At 71.8% G+C, this 15,475-nt stretch carries 16 protein-coding genes; 11 read left to right on the top strand and 5 right to left on the bottom strand.

Translation table 11 applies throughout. The annotated features are described in order from the left end of the window. Positions 1 to 48 precede the first annotated feature (48 nt). The gene (locus tag DVS28_RS11090; protein WP_114591504.1) at positions 49 to 2,511 is read right to left on the bottom strand and encodes a helix-turn-helix transcriptional regulator; all 2,463 of its coding nucleotides are present in this window, start codon (positions 2,509 to 2,511) and stop codon (positions 49 to 51) included. Between the two features lie 132 nt (positions 2,512 to 2,643). On the opposite strand from DVS28_RS11090, the gene DVS28_RS11095 reads away from it, so the two are divergent. The 4 genes from DVS28_RS11095 to DVS28_RS11110 all read left to right on the top strand — a co-directional run bounded on the left by DVS28_RS11095 (position 2,644) and on the right by DVS28_RS11110 (position 6,630). Beyond that, positions 2,644 to 2,844: a hypothetical protein gene (locus tag DVS28_RS11095; protein ID WP_114591505.1), complete on the top strand. Its 201-nt coding sequence runs from the start codon at positions 2,644 to 2,646 to the stop codon at positions 2,842 to 2,844. 182 nt (positions 2,845 to 3,026) lie between these two features. After that, the gene (locus DVS28_RS11100) at positions 3,027 to 5,447 is read left to right on the top strand and encodes a putative bifunctional diguanylate cyclase/phosphodiesterase (RefSeq protein ID WP_114591506.1); all 2,421 of its coding nucleotides are present in this window, start codon (positions 3,027 to 3,029) and stop codon (positions 5,445 to 5,447) included. Then, positions 5,447 to 6,391: an NAD-dependent epimerase/dehydratase family protein gene (locus DVS28_RS11105; RefSeq protein WP_114591507.1), complete on the top strand. Its 945-nt coding sequence runs from the start codon at positions 5,447 to 5,449 to the stop codon at positions 6,389 to 6,391. Before DVS28_RS11100 ends, DVS28_RS11105 begins: the two co-directional genes overlap by 1 nt. Positions 6,392 to 6,477: 86 nt before the next feature. Beyond that, positions 6,478 to 6,630: a hypothetical protein gene (locus tag DVS28_RS11110; RefSeq protein ID WP_164710398.1), complete on the top strand. Its 153-nt coding sequence runs from the start codon at positions 6,478 to 6,480 to the stop codon at positions 6,628 to 6,630. A 166-nt stretch (positions 6,631 to 6,796) separates the two neighbouring features. Here DVS28_RS11110 and DVS28_RS11115 read toward each other — a convergent pair whose 3' ends face one another. Then, positions 6,797 to 7,444, bottom strand: coding sequence for an SDR family oxidoreductase (locus tag DVS28_RS11115; protein WP_114594128.1), 648 nt, complete (start codon positions 7,442 to 7,444; stop codon positions 6,797 to 6,799). Between the two features lie 108 nt (positions 7,445 to 7,552). Between DVS28_RS11115 and DVS28_RS11120 the strand changes: the two genes are divergently transcribed. The 5 genes from DVS28_RS11120 (at position 7,553) to DVS28_RS11140 (ending at position 11,745) form a co-directional block, all read left to right on the top strand. Then, a complete protein-coding gene (locus DVS28_RS11120) occupies positions 7,553 to 8,716 on the top strand; it encodes a glycosyltransferase family 4 protein (protein WP_164710399.1) in 1,164 nt (387 codons plus the stop codon). Positions 8,717 to 8,752: 36 nt separating this feature from the next. Beyond that, entirely contained in the window at positions 8,753 to 9,502 is a 750-nt protein-coding gene (locus DVS28_RS11125) for a hypothetical protein (RefSeq protein WP_164710400.1), read from the top strand. Beyond that, positions 9,499 to 9,834: a hypothetical protein gene (locus DVS28_RS11130; protein WP_114591511.1), complete on the top strand. Its 336-nt coding sequence runs from the start codon at positions 9,499 to 9,501 to the stop codon at positions 9,832 to 9,834. Before DVS28_RS11125 ends, DVS28_RS11130 begins: the two co-directional genes overlap by 4 nt. Before the next feature lie 61 nt (positions 9,835 to 9,895). Then, positions 9,896 to 10,963 carry a glycosyltransferase family 4 protein gene (locus DVS28_RS11135; RefSeq protein ID WP_114591512.1) on the top strand — a complete coding sequence of 356 codons (1,068 nt, stop codon included), beginning with the start codon at positions 9,896 to 9,898 and terminating at the stop codon, positions 10,961 to 10,963. Continuing rightward, positions 10,960 to 11,745, top strand: coding sequence for a hypothetical protein (locus DVS28_RS11140; RefSeq protein WP_114591513.1), 786 nt, complete (start codon positions 10,960 to 10,962; stop codon positions 11,743 to 11,745). The genes DVS28_RS11135 and DVS28_RS11140 overlap by 4 nt, the downstream gene beginning before the upstream one ends. Before the next feature lie 25 nt (positions 11,746 to 11,770). Here DVS28_RS11140 and DVS28_RS28345 read toward each other — a convergent pair whose 3' ends face one another. Next, positions 11,771 to 11,932, bottom strand: a complete 162-nt coding sequence (locus DVS28_RS28345; RefSeq protein ID WP_164710401.1) for a hypothetical protein — start codon at positions 11,930 to 11,932, stop codon at positions 11,771 to 11,773. A 204-nt stretch (positions 11,933 to 12,136) separates the two neighbouring features. On the opposite strand from DVS28_RS28345, the gene DVS28_RS11145 reads away from it, so the two are divergent. Continuing rightward, on the top strand, positions 12,137 to 13,453 hold the full coding sequence (locus tag DVS28_RS11145; RefSeq protein WP_164710402.1) for a sialidase family protein: 1,317 nt from the start codon (positions 12,137 to 12,139) through the stop codon (positions 13,451 to 13,453). Between the two features lies 1 nt (position 13,454). Here the strand turns inward: DVS28_RS11145 and DVS28_RS11150 are convergent, their stop codons facing one another. Together DVS28_RS11150 and DVS28_RS11155 are read right to left on the bottom strand one after the other, a co-directional pair. After that, the gene (locus DVS28_RS11150; RefSeq protein WP_164710403.1) at positions 13,455 to 13,934 is read right to left on the bottom strand and encodes a hypothetical protein; all 480 of its coding nucleotides are present in this window, start codon (positions 13,932 to 13,934) and stop codon (positions 13,455 to 13,457) included. Positions 13,935 to 13,983: 49 nt separating this feature from the next. After that, a complete protein-coding gene (locus DVS28_RS11155) occupies positions 13,984 to 15,006 on the bottom strand; it encodes a potassium channel family protein (protein ID WP_114591516.1) in 1,023 nt (340 codons plus the stop codon). A gap of 137 nt (positions 15,007 to 15,143) precedes the next feature. Here DVS28_RS11155 and DVS28_RS11160 point away from each other — a divergent pair, with 137 nt between their 5' ends. After that, positions 15,144 to 15,383, top strand: coding sequence for a hypothetical protein (locus DVS28_RS11160; RefSeq protein WP_114591517.1), 240 nt, complete (start codon positions 15,144 to 15,146; stop codon positions 15,381 to 15,383). The last annotated feature ends 92 nt before the right edge of the window (positions 15,384 to 15,475 follow it).

Here is a 15,475-nt window from a genome sequence, read left to right on the forward strand (position 1 = left end):
AATGTCGTGTCCGGATAGAGGCCGGGCCTGGATCTCCTCGGCCATCGGTCACGGACGCCACAGCTCGACAAGGGCCAGCAGCTCCGCCAGCGCAGGTCGACCGTCGAGGTCCAGCGCCCGGTACAGGCGCGACAGCGTGTTGCTGACCGTCCGCCGTGACAACGTCATCGTGTCGGCGATCCGCTGGTCGGAGGCGCCGGCCGCGGCCAGCCGGCCCATCTCCAGCTGACGAGGCGAGGCGGGTCCTGCGATGGCAGGCAGGCCGGGCAACGCCACCTCGTCCAGGGCGTTGCCGAGGTGCTGCGCGTCGAGTCGTTCCGACAGGTCGCCGGCACGACGTGCTCGCAGCGCGGCAGCAGCAGGGCCGATCATGCCGGCGGCGGCCAGCTCGCGTGCCGCCCCCAGCGCGTCGGCCGGCGGGCCGAGACGAACGCGTCGGACCAATGCGGGCCAACGGTCGGCGTCGCCGGAAGGGGCCGGTGCCGGCAGCATCGTGTCCACGTTCTCGCAACGCGTGTGGCCGTGGGAGTTCGAGGCCACCCCGCACGCCGCCAGCGCCCAGACGACCTGGGGTCTGCCCAGCCGTTCGTAGCGTGCGAGCCGAGACGCCAGGGCCTCCTCCAGCTCGTGCCCCAGCGCGCTGGCCACCTCCACGGCAACCACGTCGATGGTCGACCTCGCCAGCTCGTTGGTGGGGGCTGCCGCGGCCCGCGCCTCCGCGAGCAGCGTGGGTCCCGCAGCGGCATCGCCGGTGTGGACCGCGGCAAGCGCCGCGTAGGCGAGGGCGAACGGCCGCAGGTCGTAGCGGTCGACCGGTTGCAGGGCGGCTGCCGCTCGCCTGGCCAGCGCACCGCCCGTCCGTGGGTGGCCGGCGGCGACCAGCATGCCGGCGGCGAGGCTCCACCACGCGGCTGTGGTCGCGGCATCACGGCTGCCGGCAGCCATGGCCATCTCGCGCTCGTCGAGCGCCAACGCCGCTGCCGGACCGTCGACGAAGAACGTGGACCAGTGCACGGCGGCGAGGGTCTCCCACCGTTCCGATGCTGCCGCGCCCGCCGCCGAGAGCAGGTGGTCGAGGCGATCCGCTGTCTCGTGTGGAAGCCAGCCCTGCCGGACCATCACGGCCACTCCCTGGGCCTTGCCGACCTCCAGCGCCGTTCGGGGCGAGTCCGCCCCGTCGGCCTCGGGGACCTCCACGGCGTCGAGGTCGTGCCCGTACCCGACCAGCGTCACGACCCTGGCGCTGAGCCGACGGGCGAGGTCGACGTCGGCCACGAGTCCGAGGGCGCGGTCGATGCAGGCCCGCGCGGCCGGCACGTCCCCCAGCAGGTGGGCGTGGAGCAGCGCAAGCAGCATGGCGGCGTCGGTCACCACCGCAGGCGTGACGGCGGCGGACACCAGCCGGTTCAGCTCGGCGACGGATCCGTCGATGTCCCCGGTCGCCAGGGTCGCCCGTGCCGCAACGAGCGCCAGGTCGTCGTCCAGCGGTCGGGGCGCAGCGGCAAGCACGTCGAGCACGTCGTGGGGCAGCTGCTCCACCAAGGACTCCAGCGCATCGGCATCCGGTGGGGGCAGCGCATCGGTTTCGCTGGCAAGCAGCAGCGGGAGCGGGGTACCCGTGTCCTCGGCTGCCTGTCGGAGCCGACCGAGCACCGCGGTGCGGTGCAGGCTTGCGCGTTCGAGCAGGCGGTGCTGGAGGAACCGGTTGCGCACCGTCAGCAAGCCCTCGACGTCCAGCAGCAGCTCACCCTCCACGGCCCGGCGCACGGCGTCGGGGGTGCCGATCCGGACCAGCGCAGCGGGCGCGATGGCCCCGGCGACTGCCACCGTCTCCAGCACCTCGTCCAGCCCGGCGGGCAGCGCCCCGATCTGGCCGTCGATGATCTCGCGAAGCACCGCGGGCATCGGCGCGTCCCCACCGAACCACCCCGTGCGCAGCGCGTGAAGGAACCACAGCGGCGCCCCGTCAGCCACCGCCAGCGCCCGCTGGACGAGGTCGGGGGCGGTACCGGTCGGTGCGAGCGCGGCCAGGCGTTCGTCGCCCAGCGGGGGGACCTGCACACGAGCGAGGGTGTCATCGGCCAGCAGGGGGCCGAGCTCGCCCAGGGGGGTGTCCAGCGCAGCGGCCACGACGAGCCGGATGACTCGCCTGCGAACGCCCTCGACGAGCAGGCGGGCCGTCCACGGATCCAGCTGGGGCCAGCCCTCGACCAGGACGACGAGCGAGGTGTGCTCGGACCGGGACTCGAGCCCTCGGAGGGCCATCGAGACCCGGGCGGCCGGGTCGGCGAACGTCGACGGGGCGACGAGGCCACCGATGCCAGCCGCGGCCAGCGGATGGTCGGTCAGCCGCGGTGACCCGGTGACCACGACGGTGTCGGCGTCGACGGCGTCGGCCGCCGCCCGCGCCACCGTGGTCGTGCCGACGCCCGGGCGTCCGACCAGCAGCACCGACCCGCCGGCAGCGAGGGCCTCGAGCGCCGTCCCCAGCTCTTGCTCGCGTCCCTGCACAGCTCCTCCGACCGGTCCTGTCGTCTGCCGACAGGCGGTTGAGTATGTCTGCGGGCGGCGTTGAGCATATCCACCGAGCCGTTTCGGCGTCACGGTGGGTCACCCACGCCCCGTCCGACCCGGAGACCGTTGATGCCCCACAGCTCGTCCCTGCGCCCGTGGCTCGCCGCCGCGGCGAGCTTCGTGCTCGGGCTGGTCCTCCTCGCAGCCCCCGGCGTCAGGGCGAGGGCCGGCCAGGGCGTGGAGCAGCCGGGACAGGCGACCCACGGGGTCTTCCTGGTCGACACGCACCGGACGCTGGACGGGGCGGGGTGCCTGCAGCCGATCTGCTGACCGAGGACCGAGGGGGAGGGGTCGGACGAGACGTCCGACCCTTTCTTCGGCTTCGGGTGGTTGGGCCGGGACGGCGGGAGAATCTCCCTGACTATGGTTCAGTCACTGCGTGTGCTGCCGATTGGCAGGCCGTGAGATGGGTGGGTACGCATCGTCGGAGCCTCCAGGTGAGAGTGGCCGGCATGGTCGCCCTCCTGGTGGTCGTCCTGTCGCTGGTGTTCACCTGGCAGTGGGTGACCCGCGAACAGGCGGCGCTCCAGCGTGCCGTCGACACCTCGGTGATGGCGCTGGGCGAATCGTTGTTCATCGAGTTCGCCGACACGTTCACCGACAGCGGCATCGAGGCCATGACCGACTTCCAGCAGCGGGTCGAGGAGATCCCTGACGTGGAGTCCCTGGAGGTCGTGCCGCTCTCGGCATCGGCGCTGGCGTTGCTGGCGGACGGGGGCGCCGACCGCCTCGACCCGATCCGCCCCGAGGCGTTCGAGTCCGTCACCGAGGACGGCATCACGACGCTGCGTGTGCCCCTCACGATCGACGGCGAACCGGTGCTCCGGGTGGAGGTGCGGTTCCGGGCGGGCTTGATCGACGAGCCGCAGGCCGCCGCCAGACGTGCCGGGATCGTCAACGGCGTGGTCGTGCTCCTGCTCGGCCTCGTGGCCACCTGGTTCGTCGCACGAAGCGCGACGTCGGGCGTGCGACAGCTCACCACCCAAGTGCGTGACTCCGCCGAACGCCATCTGCCACAGGTGCTCTCGGCGGTCCGCGACGGGCGTCCGGTCACCCCTGCACAGCTGCAGCCGGGCGAGATCTCGGTGCGGGGTGTCGCCGAGGTCGAGGCGCTCTCCTCGGCCTTCACGACCCATCGCGCCGCCGTGGCCGAGCTGGCCGGAGAGCTGTCGGCCCGCCTCGTCCGGAGTGACACTCGCTTTCGCATCGGCTTCGACCGCTCGCCGATGGGCATGGCGTTGATCGGTGCGGACGGTCAGGTCCAGCGGGTCAACGCCGCGCTCGCCACGTTGCTCGGGCGCGACGTCGACGACCTCGAGACCGCGTCATTGCCCGACCTGCTTCACCCCGACGACGTCGACCGCATGGCGGACGTGTTCCGGCGCCTGACCACCGGTGCGCTCGAGGGCGATGTGTCGGAGATCCGCTATCTCACCGCCGCTGGTGACGAGGTCTGGACCATGCAGGGTGCATCGGTGCACTTCGACGCTGACGGGCAGCCCCTGACCATCTTCCTGCAGATGCAGGACGTCACCGAGACCAAGCACGCCCAGGAGTCCCTGCGCGAGCTGGCCTTCCACGACTCCCTCACTGGACTGCCGAACCGAGTGGCGCTCGAACGCGAGCTGCAGTCGGCGCTCGAGTCGGGCCGCCCTGCCCTGGCCATGCTCGACCTGGACCGGTTCAAGCTCGTCAACGACAGCCTCGGCCACCATGCGGGCGACCGGCTGCTGCAGGCCGTCGCGGCACGTCTGGATGCGCTCGTCTCACCCGTCGGCATGCTGGCACGCCTGGGCGGCGACGAGTTCGTTGCCGTGCTCCGGTCGGTGGACGCTCGTGTTGACGTCGAGCTGGCGGCGACGCAGCTGCTGGCAGGGATGGAGGCGCCCTTCGAGCTGGACGGCCGTCGGTTCTGGGTGCGCTGCTCGATCGGCCTCGCGATGGCCGAACCCGAGCAGACCGCCAACGACCTGCTCTCCAACGCCGACGCTGCCGTCCACCACGCCAAGCAACGCGGCCGCGGCGGATGGGCCCTGTTCGACCAGAGCCTGCAGGACAACGCCACCGAACGGCTCGGTTTGGAGCACGACCTGCGCGATGCCCTCGGCACCGACCAGCTGCTGCTGCACTACCAGCCGATCGTGTGCGCCCGCACGGGTCGCCTCGTGGCGCTGGAGGGCCTGGCTCGCTGGGCGCACCCGACCAGGGGATTCGTGTCGCCCGGCTCGTTCGTCCCCGTCGCGGAGGAGACCGGCCTGATCACCGAGCTCGGCGATCGCGTGCTGGAGCTCGGCCTGGCCGACCTGGCCCGCTGGTCGGCCTCGTGCCCCGATCAGGCGTCGTTCCACCTCTCGCTGAACCTGTCCGGCCGCCAGCTCCACGATCACGACCTCGTGCGCCGCGTCGGCACCCTCCTCGACCACCACGACATCGATCCCGGCCGTCTCGTGCTGGAGGTCACCGAGACCACCCTGCTCGACGACCGTGCCGTCGACCACCTGGAGCTGCTCCGGCAGCTCGGCGTGCGAATCGCAGCCGACGACTTCGGGTCGGGATTCACCGCCATCGGACAGCTGGCCCGACAGCCCGTCGACATCCTCAAGGTCGACATGTCCCTGGTCCGCGATGCCGTCGAGGGCGGGAAGGCCGCGGCGATCCTTGCCTCGGTCGGCTCGCTCGGCACCGCACTGGGCGTGTCGGTCGTCGCCGAAGGGGTGGAGGAGTGGGCGCAGTACGACGCCGCCGTGGCCGCTGGATGTGACCTGATCCAGGGATACCTCTTCGGGCGTCCGGTCGCCGCCGACGTCGTCACCGCCGACGTCCTGCCGACCGACGACCTGATGGCCCGGGCAGCTCCCGAGCCGACCGCCTGATGCGCCTCCTCCTGACCGGCGCGTTCGGCAACGTGGGACGCGCTGTGCTGCGCCAGCTGGCCGACGGCCCCCACGAGGTGACGTGCCTCGACCTGCCGACGAAGGCCAACCGCCGGCGCGCGGATGCCGTTCCGTGGGCAGTCCGCTGGGTCGACCTGACCGACCGCAGTGCCGTCGCCAGCGCCGTCGAGGGGCACGATGTCGTCCTGCACGTCGCTGGCGTCATCCCACCCGCCAGCATCCACCGTCCCGACGTGGCCGAACGGGTCAACGTCGGCGGCACCCGCAACGTCATCGCCGCCTGTCAGGAGGCACCGGTCCCACCCCGTGTGGTCTTCACCTCCTCGGTGGCCCTGTTCGGACCGACCCAGCACCTGCCGCCGCCTCGGTCCGTCGGCGACCCCATCGTCGTCACCGACGACTACACACGGCACAAGGCCGAAGCCGAACGGCTGCTGGCCGCGTCCGGGCTGGACGTGACCGTGTTGCGCCTGGGGGCCGTCATTCCCATCGAGGTCATCGGGGTCGTGGACCCGTTGATGTTCGAGGTGCCGCTGCAGGACCGCATCGAGATCGTCCACCCCGACGACGTCGGTCGCGCCGTCGTACGGGCCGCCGAACGTCCCGACACCGTGGGACGCACGCTGCTCATCGGCGGGGGTCCGGCGTGTCGAGTTCGCCAGCGCGAGCTGATGTCCCGTGCGCTGGACGCGGTCGGCGTCGGCATGCTGCCCGACGACGCCTTCACGACGTCGCCCTTCCACACCGACTGGCTCGACACGGAGGAGAGCCAGGCGTTGCTCGACTACCAGCGGCATGACCTCGACGACCTGATCGCCGACATGACCCGGTCGGTCGGATGGCGCCGGGCCCCGGCCCGCGTGCTCGCGCCGGTGATCCGTCGGGCGCTGGTCCGGCGTTCGCCCTACCCCGCTCGCCGCTGAGGTGATCGGTCGCCTCCGAACTGATGGGACGACACGAGCTGATGGGAAGATGTGTGGGCTGGGCCCTCGTCGGGAACCACATCCCCATGAACACCAACAGCTTCGGACGCATCCTCCAGCGCATCGGATCCATGATGTCGGGCACCAGCCGGACGGGCCGAGGGCGCACGACCACGACGACCCGCACGTCCTCGCGCCGCGGCGGACTGCTCTCGGGCCTTCGCCGGATCTTCGGCTGACGCCCTGCCGGATCCTCGGCTGACGCCCTGCCGGATCCTCGGCTGACGCCCTGCCGGATCCTCGGCTGACGCCGAGACGACGACCCCGGACGAACGACACCAGACGACCCCCGCCGAGGCGGGGGTCGTGTCGTGTGGCGGGGCGACCCGGTGGGTCGAGACCCCGTCAGCCGCCGTGGATGTCGAGGACGGTGCCGTTGATCCAGCGGTTGGCCAGCGTGGCGGTCACGAGGGCCGCCACGTCTCCCGGTCCACCGGCGTGGCTGCCGGCTCCGGTGCTGCCCATCGCCTCCGGCGAGACGACGTTGACCCGCAGTGGGGACCACTCCTGAGCCAAGGCTGGAGCAAGGGTCTCCACGGCGGCGTTGATGGCCGCAAGCGGGGCGGCACCGGCCGGACGGCGCGACAGCATGCCCGAGATGAACAGCATGCTGCCTTTCTCGTCCATCCGTGGGCGCAGGTGGCGGGCCGTCCACATGATGCCCTTGAGCTTGACGGCGATGATCGCGTCCAGCTCCTCGGCCGTGATGTCGCTGAGGCCCTTGAAGGAGTTGTCGGCCGCGGTGATGACGGCATGGTCGAAGGGACCTGCGGCCAGGAGGGCGTCCACGGTCTCGTGGTCGGTGACGTCGAAGCCGATGCCGGTCACGTCGCCGTCGTAGTTGGCTGCGGCCTGCGCTGCGCCCTCGGCCGATCGGCTCGTGATGGTCACGCGAGCACCAGCGGAGACGGCATGGCCCGCGATCGCCCCGCCGATCTTCCCCGTGCCGCCGACGACCAGGACGTGTGCTCCGGCGAGAACTGCATCGGTCATGGTTGGTGTGCTCCTCGTCGTGGCGTGGGTGGTGAGCGTGCCACCAACGGTGCCCGCTCGTCAGCGCAGCGCACCAACCGCCGGCCCTCGGTCTGGCATGGTGCCCGCATGACGCACGTCCTCGATGGCGGGGCCCTGTACGCCACGTACGACCGCTTCCCGGCGCCGAAGGGCGCGTCGACCCACATCGCCCGGTTCGCCGGCGCGTTGCTGGGCGCCGCCGATCACGGGCTGCTGCACTGCCTGGCGGGGGACAGCCTCCCCCCGTACCAGCAGGAGGGGACGATCACGATCCGACGGACCGCGGCAACGGAGGTGCATCCGCTGGGCCGTGCCGAACGGTTCGGGGCCGAGGTGGCGGACAGCGTCGCCCGGGAGCGGTGGACGACCGCCCAGGGACGTGAGCCGTGGAGCGTCATGGCGCTGCTCGCGGAGGATCGGACCTGGCCGGTGGTGTACGAGGTCAACGGCCTTCCGTCGATCGAGTGGGCCGAGACCTACCCGCAGGCCCCGCGTGCCGACCTGGCAGCCATCGACGCCCTCGAACGGTGGTGCCTCGACCGGGTCGATGCGGTCGTCACACCCTCCGCCGTCACCGCGCAGGCGCTGGCCGACCGTGGCGTGTCGAGCGAACGGATCGCCGTCATCCCCAACGGCGCGGACCTCCCCGACCCGGCCCTGCCACGACCCCCCGACGCCCCATCCGGCCCCTACCTCGTCTACGTCGGCGGTCTGCAGCCGTGGCAAGGCGTCGATGTGGCCGTCCGCGCACTTGGTCGGATCCGCGATCTCGGCATCCCCCTGGTGGTGGTGACCGGCGCACGACCGCGGCAGCTCCGCCCACTGCTGCAGCTGGCACGCCGGCTCGACGTCGGCGACCTGGTCCACGTACGGAACGCGCAGCACGCCGCGGCGACATCGGCGTGGCTGGTCCATGCGTCCGTGTCGTTGGCCCCGCTGCGCGACACGCCACGCAACACCGTCCAGGGCTGCTGTCCGCTGAAGGTCGTGGAGAGCCTGGCGGCGGGCACGCCGGTCATCGGCAGCGATCTGGAGGTGGTCCGCGCGGAGGTGCCCGACGGCATCCACGGCCTGCTCGTGCGGCCGGACCGGCCACGGGACCTGGCCCGCGCCATCCGCGTCGCGCTGGATGCCCCGGAGGCGCTTGCTCGCTGGGGTGCCGCGGGGCGCGCCCACATCGCGTCGAACCGGACATGGAGCGCCGCGGAACAGGCGTTGCTGGACGTCCACGTTCGCCTCATCACAACCTGATCCACCAACGCCCCCGATCGTGTATACGCTGCGCCGGTGAGCGACACGACAACGGGGCCAGCGAGCAGCTGGATGCGATCCCTCGACGGTGGCGGATGGCAGGGGGGCCAGCTGTCACCCGCCGAATGGCGCGGCGTGGTGCGGGAGGTTGCCGAGGCCAACCGCCTTGCGCGTCTCGAGCGCGACGGCGCCGGGTTCCTCCGGCGGACCTTCCGGAAGAAGACGCTGCCCCCGATCGCCCCCGACGACTGGTTGGCCATGGCCGCACCGCTGGTCGAGGTGGTCGCCGACGACGCGCGGCCGGACGCGCCCATGACCGTCAGCATCGACGTCCGTGGCACGCAGTCGCCGGACAAGGTGGTCTGGAAGGGCGCGCTGGCCGAGCCGCTGCCGCCCCGGGTGCGAACGATCGACGAGACCCGCTACAGCGACCCGATCCTGGACCTGCACGCCCGTCTCGTCGACGGCACTCGCTGTCACCTGTCCGTCGTCCGTCGTGTCCGGGCACGTCGGATCGTCAAGCGATCCGCCTCGAACAAGATCAAGGTCAAGCACAAGGAGAAGACCAAGACGGTCATCAACGCGAAGCTCGTCGTGGACGGGGCACGCCCGATCCATGACCCGCCCGCCGGGGTCCCCGTCACCGTCGACCGCTCCGGTGCGCAGGTCCGTATCTCCTCGAGGGCCACGCTCACCGATGCCCGGCCCGAGCAGGTGGTCGAGGTGGCGCTCGGACTCCTGGTCGGCGTCCACGGCCTGATCGATGCAGGGACCACGACCCGATGACCCGCTGCACGCTCCCGAGGGGCTTCGTCAACGTCCGCCAGTGCGATGCCGACGCTGCCGGGCAGTGCCCGGAGTGCCGTCGATCGGTCTGCGTCGAGCACTGGACGGGCTCGATGTGCGTGGAGTGCGCGGCCGCACGGGGGTGGCTGACCGACACACATGCGGCCGCGAGCTACCGGCAGCGGTTCCGGTCCCGGTTCGGCGGCCCGTCGGGCCAGCGCAACGACGACGGCGACTTCTGGTTCGACCACGCGTGGTACGTCCAGCAGTCGGGCCTCCTCGACACCACCGACGAGTGGACCGACGACGAGGGCAGCGGCTGGGACTCGTGAACACCCGTTGACCACACGACTCCTGTGGGTCACGGCCCATCACCCACCGAGCCGGGGCGGCATGGCCACCTCCAGCGACCGGATCACCTCCCGGCTCCGCGGGCTGGGCGTCGGCATCGACCTGGTGCACCTGACCAACGGCGTCGGCGAGGTGCACGCCCGGCAGGTGGGGGGAGGGGAGGAGCTGGTGGTGCCCAGCGGTGGTGATGCCGCTGACGCCGCCCGCACGGCATGGAACCGCCTGGCTGGTAGGCACGGGCGGTACCGGGCCGTGGTGTGCTTCGGTGGTCCCCAGGCGATGGCCCCGGCGCCGGTCTGGGCCGCGTGGCTCGGCGCGCCGCTCGTCACGCTGCTGCGGGGCAACGACTTCGAGACGGGCGTGTTCTCGCCCCGCCGGTCGGTGCTGGTCGACGGCCTGCGCTCCTCGCGGGTCGTGTCCACCGTGTCACGTGACATGGCGCAGCGCGTCGGCCTGCTGCTCGGTGACGCCGGACCGACGGTGGTCACCGTCACCAACGGGATCGACACCCACCTGTGGACCGTCACGGACTCCGACCGGCGCCGCGCGGCGGCGTGGCGGGCGGCAACGGTGCCGGCGGGCCGTCGGGTGGTCGGCCTCGTCGGGCAGCTCAAGGCCAAGAAGGGTGCGGTCGACCTGCTCGAGGCGGTACGGCGATCGGGCAGCGCGGACCGTGTGCACATCGCCCTGATCGGCGACCTCGACCCGGGTGTGGGTGAGTGGCTGGCGGCCGACGGGGGTCGGCTGTCGTGGTCGCACGAACCGTTCCTCGACCGGTTCGAGCTGCTCGCGCGCCTGCCAGCCATCGACGTGATCGCGCTGCCGTCCCGGCACGACGGCCTGCCGAACGTCGCGCTGGAAGCGGCCACGGTCGGCGTACCGCTGCTTGCCGCCCAGACCGGTGGGCTGGCCGACCTTGCCGCCGCCGGACCGATCGGCTTCACCTTCGACGCCGGCGATGCCGACGGGCTGGCCGAGGCCCTGGTCGCGGCGCTGTCGTGTCCGGCGGCCGACCTGCGTGATCTCGGGGCGAAGGCGGCCCGAACCGCCTCGGGGTTCGACGCCCAGCGGGAAGCCGAGGCGTACCTGGCCCTGTTCGCCGAGCTGTGAGCGTCGCCATCTGGTGCCCCGGCGACGGGCTGGGACACCTCACCCGAGCCGTGGCGGCCAGCCACACCCTCGGCATGGCCCCGGCTGGGGTCACGCTGCTGGTCGACGACCCGTCGGCGGTCGACACGCGGCTCTCCGGTGTCCATCAGCTCGATGTGGCGCGGCTGCCGCTGGAGGGCGTGGAGGAGCTGTGGGTCGACGCGCTGCCGTCCGGTCGGGGCGAGCTGACGATGGCTGCGCTCGCGGGAGTCCCGACCGTCAACCACCTGGCGCGGCGGCTGGACTGGTCGCGATACCAGCGGCTGCTGCCCGCGGACCCGCCCCGGTTCGATCGGGTGCTGGTGACCGAGCCGCTGCCGGACCAACAACGGGCGTGGCTCGCGGCCCGCTCCCGTTCGGTCGAGGACGTCGAGCTGCACGACCCGCCTGCGCCGCCACCCCCCGCTGACATCGTCGACCTCGTCCGCGGGTCGTGGCTTGTCGTCCACTCCGGCCCGCCCTCCGAAGTGGAGGAGCTGGTGGCAACGGCGCGCGACACCGCCCGGGTGGTACGGACCACCGCCCGCGTGGTCGTCATCGGCAGCGGAGGACTCGACGTGCTGCCAGCGTGGCCGTTGCTCGGGCTGGCGGCGCGCTTGTTCACCGGGGGAGGGGCGAACACGATCCGTCAGGTACGCCTCCACGCCCCCGGGACCCCGCACACCGCCGTCCCCTTCCCCCGTCGACACGACGACCAGACGGCCCGCCTGGCTCGGCTCCGCACCGCCGCGGCGGCTCGCTGACCGACGCTGCCCGCCCCGGACCTGATCACAGGCGCGGGCGCGTGCGACCGACCAGGGTCGCCAGCACCGTCCACCGCGCGCCACGGGCACGCCGAGGGACGGTCCTGGGGCGTGGCTGGGCAGGCAGCTGGCGGGTCATCCGGTAGGGACGGACCGCGGGGCTGGAGGGGGTGGTGTGCGGACCCATGGCGATGCTCCTCGTGCGTTGTCGGGACGTGCACAGGAAAGGCGTGAGATCCGTTCTCACAGCCGTGAGACACCCCGATCTCGTCCGCCGAGCCACACGGCTGGCCGGGGTCATCGCGATCGGGGGAGGAACCCGACCCCGTCGTGTCGAACCCCGTGCGGGACGCGCCCGTCGGGCGCCCGAGCCGATATCGAAGGTGCAGAGATGGCCAAGCCAATGGTCCTAGTCGTGTCGATCCTCCTCGCCCTGGGGGCAACGGGCGCGGCGGCGGGGTCGCTCGTCACGTCGGCGGCGCCTGGGTTGCCGGCGCAGGTCGTGGAGTTCACCCCCGATGCGACGCGGGAGGAGGGCTACCCGACGACCACCTGGACCGCGGACGGTCCGGTCGACGGCACCTCGCAGTGGCGCGTCGTGCACGGCACCGGCAACGCCGCGGAGCTGTGGTTGCACGCCACCCCCGACGGTCGCCTCTACGACTTCGGTGGCCGGTACCTGAACTACAGCGACGACGACGGCGAGACCTGGCAGTCCGTTCGCCCCCTGGAGCCGCTGGTCAACGGCGAGGGTTCCGTCGTCATGGCCCCCAACGGCGATGTCGTCGGCGTCACCTGGGACCCCTACGCGGGCGACCGCATCCTGACCTTCAAGTACACCGCGGCCACCGGCACGTGGGAGTACGCGGCCGACCCGTTCCACACCCCGTTCTGGGACCGGCCCGGCATCGACGTCATCCCCGGCGACTTCACCTCACCGACCGGCGAGCAGGTCTCCTACATCACCCTCATCAAGGGATTCCCCCACGAGCTGTGGCACTACAGCTACGACGGCCTGCACTACCCCTTCACGATCTCCCGCGCGGTCGACGACCGGACGACGACGCCCATCTCCGACTGGCTGGACGTCGAGCCCGACGCGACGCTCGACTGGATCCAGCCCCTGCCCGTCCTGGGCGGCATGGTCACCCCGCTGGGTGGGGGCCGCGGCCTCGGCGGCTCGATGATGTTCGACGGTGAGGACATGCGGTGGCACCGCTTCACCATGCCGGAGGGGGCGATCCCCGGTGGCATCACCCAGACGGACTCGCGCGGCCGGCTGCACAACGTGGTCCGCAGCGGCGACGACGCGGTCTACCGCATCTCCACCGACGGTGGACGCTCCTGGTCCGGTGACCTCGTCCTTCCCGGCATCCGGCCGGGCGACATGAAGGCCAACGCGGCGGTCGGCGTTGCCGCCGTATCCGGCGTCGACGGCACCCAGGACGTGCTCTACAAGCTCGACATCAGCACCGACGTCCCGACGCTGACGCAGCGGTTCGAGATCGGACTCGGTGATGACTGCCGCTGCTCCGGCATCGGGTTCTACGGCGTCCAGGGCGGTCACCGCTTCGACTTCCACACCGTCGTGATCCTCCCGGACGGCCGGCTGGCGGTGTCGTTCATGGACTCCACCACCATCACCAGCTTCCCGACCCTCGACCTGCCCGTCGTGGCCCCCGCGCTCGCGGTGGAGCTGCCGGAGTAGGTCAGGACCCGCCGGGCCCGCCGGCCGGGGTCGGCACCATCTCCGATGCCGACTCGGCCCCGACGGTCGCGGTGAAGTTCGAGCCGCCCGCGCAGGTGATCTGGACCTTCACGAACATGCGGTGGGTGCCGTCGGTGACCAGCACCTCGGTCTCCACCCGTTCGTCCTCGACGGTCAGGACGTCCAGGTCGGGATGGGACTCGTAGAAGTCTCGCGCCTGTATCGGGGTCATGTCCATCACCCCCTCAGCCTGCGTCAGCGGGCCGACCTCCTGCAGCGAGAAGGTCGTGGCGGAGCCCGGCAGCACCAGGCCGGGGACGTCCCGCAGCTCGGGCGGGTCGGGCTGCTCGACGCACGGTGGATAGGCCGAGAGGTCCAGGTCGGCGTCGGGGGAGGGGACCCAGTCCTCGGTGCCGCTGCAGCCCACCAGCGCAACCACCGACCACATGGCCAGCAGGGCGGTCGCGCATCGGTTCGGCATCGAGCCAGCGTCGCCGATCGTCATGGGCGTCGCCACGACGGATGCGGGATCACGCGCCGTCGGTCGGCCTGACGACGAGCAGCCGGTCGTCGGGCCGCAGCACGAGGGTGGCGGGGTCAGTGAACGGCAGGCGGTCCTTCCCGCGGATGACGGTGAGCAGCTGGGTGTCGGCCGGGACCGCTGGTCGACCGTCGGGGTCAATCGAGGGGGCGACCTCGGCCAGCTCCAGCGACGTGCCCACGTCCAGGAGGTCGTCGATGACCCCGAGGGCCGACGGGGTCTGTGTGGCCAGCCCGAGCAACCGTCCGACGGCGGCGGAGGAGTCGATCACCGCATCGGCGCCGCTCTGTCGCAGCAGGTGCTTGTTCTCGCGTTCTCGCACCGCGGTCACGATGTGGGCCGTCGGGTTCGCCTGGCGGGCGGTGAGGGTGATCAGCACCGCGGTGTCGTCGCGGTTGGGCGTCACGATCACGCTGCGGGCCGACGCCACCGCGGCCTGGTCCAGCACCGCGGTCCGGGACGCGTCCCCGTGCACTGAGGCGAAGCCGTCCTCGGTGGCCTCCTCCGTGGCTTGGGCGCTGGAGTCGACGACGACGATGGCCGACGGATCGACCCCGTCGGCGAGCAGCGCACGGGCGGCGCTGCGCCCCGTCGCCCCGAATCCACAGATCACGAAATGGTCCTGCACGTCTTCCCTCCAGCGTCGAACGGCCAGCAGCTGTCGGTACTGCTCGGTCAGGACCTCCACCGTGGTACCGACGACCAGGATGAGGAAGATGATCCGGGCGGGGGTGATCAGCAGCACCGTGGCCAACCGTGTTGCCGTCGTGACCGCCGAGATGTCGCCGTACCCGGTCGTCGTCACCGTGACCGACGCGTAGTACAGCGCATCGATCAGGCCGACGGGGTCGCCCGTCACATCGGTGTAGCCGTCGCGGCCGACCAGCACGACCAGCGCGATGAACGCGATCAGCAGCAGGGCGAAGCCCACGCGACGGGCGACCGCTCGTCGCGGGTCGTGGGGTCGGCGCGCCAACCTGACCCGATCCAACGGGCGCGTGTCCTCCGGCATGGCCGGGTTCTACCAAGGTGCCGGGCGCCCAGCGGGGACCCGGCGTCAGCGCCTCGCCGTGGCCGGTCGGACGAGGTTCGCGTCGGCGTGCCCCGGGGATGCCTGAGGTGCCAGTTCCGATACCCAGGAGGAACGTCATGAGCACCACCACCCAGCGACACCAGGACCTTCGCGTCGAGCGCACCCTGCGTGCGGTCGTCCGCACCCAGTCGGGGTCGACCTACCGGCTCGACGGTGACCGGGTCGTGCTCGACGGACCCGGTGAGCAGCCCTTCCAGGAGTTCACGCTCGTCTCCCTCGACGGTGCCCGCCTGATGTACACCGACGGTGAGCAGCTCTTCCGCTCCAGCGAGATCGTGGCGCTCTCCAGCGTGTGACAACCCGCGTCGGTCGGCCCCAAGCGGGGCCGACCCTGACCGGTTGCGAACTGCAACCAAATAGCCTACGCTCCATACCGGTTGCGATTTGC

This window comes from Euzebya pacifica (assembly GCF_003344865.1).
Lineage (GTDB): Bacteria > Actinomycetota > Nitriliruptoria > Euzebyales > Euzebyaceae > Euzebya > Euzebya pacifica.

What these genes read in the sequence shown, in the direction of transcription:
- DVS28_RS11110 (WP_164710398.1), top strand. Translation starts at nt 6,478, where the DNA reads ATGAACACCAACAGCTTCGGACGCATCCTCCAGCGCATCGGATCCATG.
- DVS28_RS11135 (WP_114591512.1), top strand. Translation starts at nt 9,896, where the DNA reads ATGGCCACCTCCAGCGACCGGATCACCTCCCGGCTCCGCGGGCTGGGC.
- DVS28_RS11145 (WP_164710402.1), top strand. Translation starts at nt 12,137, where the DNA reads ATGGCCAAGCCAATGGTCCTAGTCGTGTCGATCCTCCTCGCCCTGGGG.
- DVS28_RS11150 (WP_164710403.1), bottom strand. Translation starts at nt 13,934, where the DNA reads ATGCCGAACCGATGCGCGACCGCCCTGCTGGCCATGTGGTCGGTGGTT.
- DVS28_RS11155 (WP_114591516.1), bottom strand. Translation starts at nt 15,006, where the DNA reads ATGCCGGAGGACACGCGCCCGTTGGATCGGGTCAGGTTGGCGCGCCGA.
- DVS28_RS11100 (WP_114591506.1), top strand. Translation starts at nt 3,027, where the DNA reads ATGGTCGCCCTCCTGGTGGTCGTCCTGTCGCTGGTGTTCACCTGGCAG.
- DVS28_RS11105 (WP_114591507.1), top strand. Translation starts at nt 5,447, where the DNA reads ATGCGCCTCCTCCTGACCGGCGCGTTCGGCAACGTGGGACGCGCTGTG.
- DVS28_RS11130 (WP_114591511.1), top strand. Translation starts at nt 9,499, where the DNA reads ATGACCCGCTGCACGCTCCCGAGGGGCTTCGTCAACGTCCGCCAGTGC.
- DVS28_RS11120 (WP_164710399.1), top strand. Translation starts at nt 7,553, where the DNA reads ATGACGCACGTCCTCGATGGCGGGGCCCTGTACGCCACGTACGACCGC.
- DVS28_RS11095 (WP_114591505.1), top strand. Translation starts at nt 2,644, where the DNA reads ATGCCCCACAGCTCGTCCCTGCGCCCGTGGCTCGCCGCCGCGGCGAGC.
- DVS28_RS11115 (WP_114594128.1), bottom strand. Translation starts at nt 7,444, where the DNA reads ATGACCGATGCAGTTCTCGCCGGAGCACACGTCCTGGTCGTCGGCGGC.
- DVS28_RS11160 (WP_114591517.1), top strand. Translation starts at nt 15,144, where the DNA reads ATGAGCACCACCACCCAGCGACACCAGGACCTTCGCGTCGAGCGCACC.
- DVS28_RS28345 (WP_164710401.1), bottom strand. Translation starts at nt 11,932, where the DNA reads ATGGGTCCGCACACCACCCCCTCCAGCCCCGCGGTCCGTCCCTACCGG.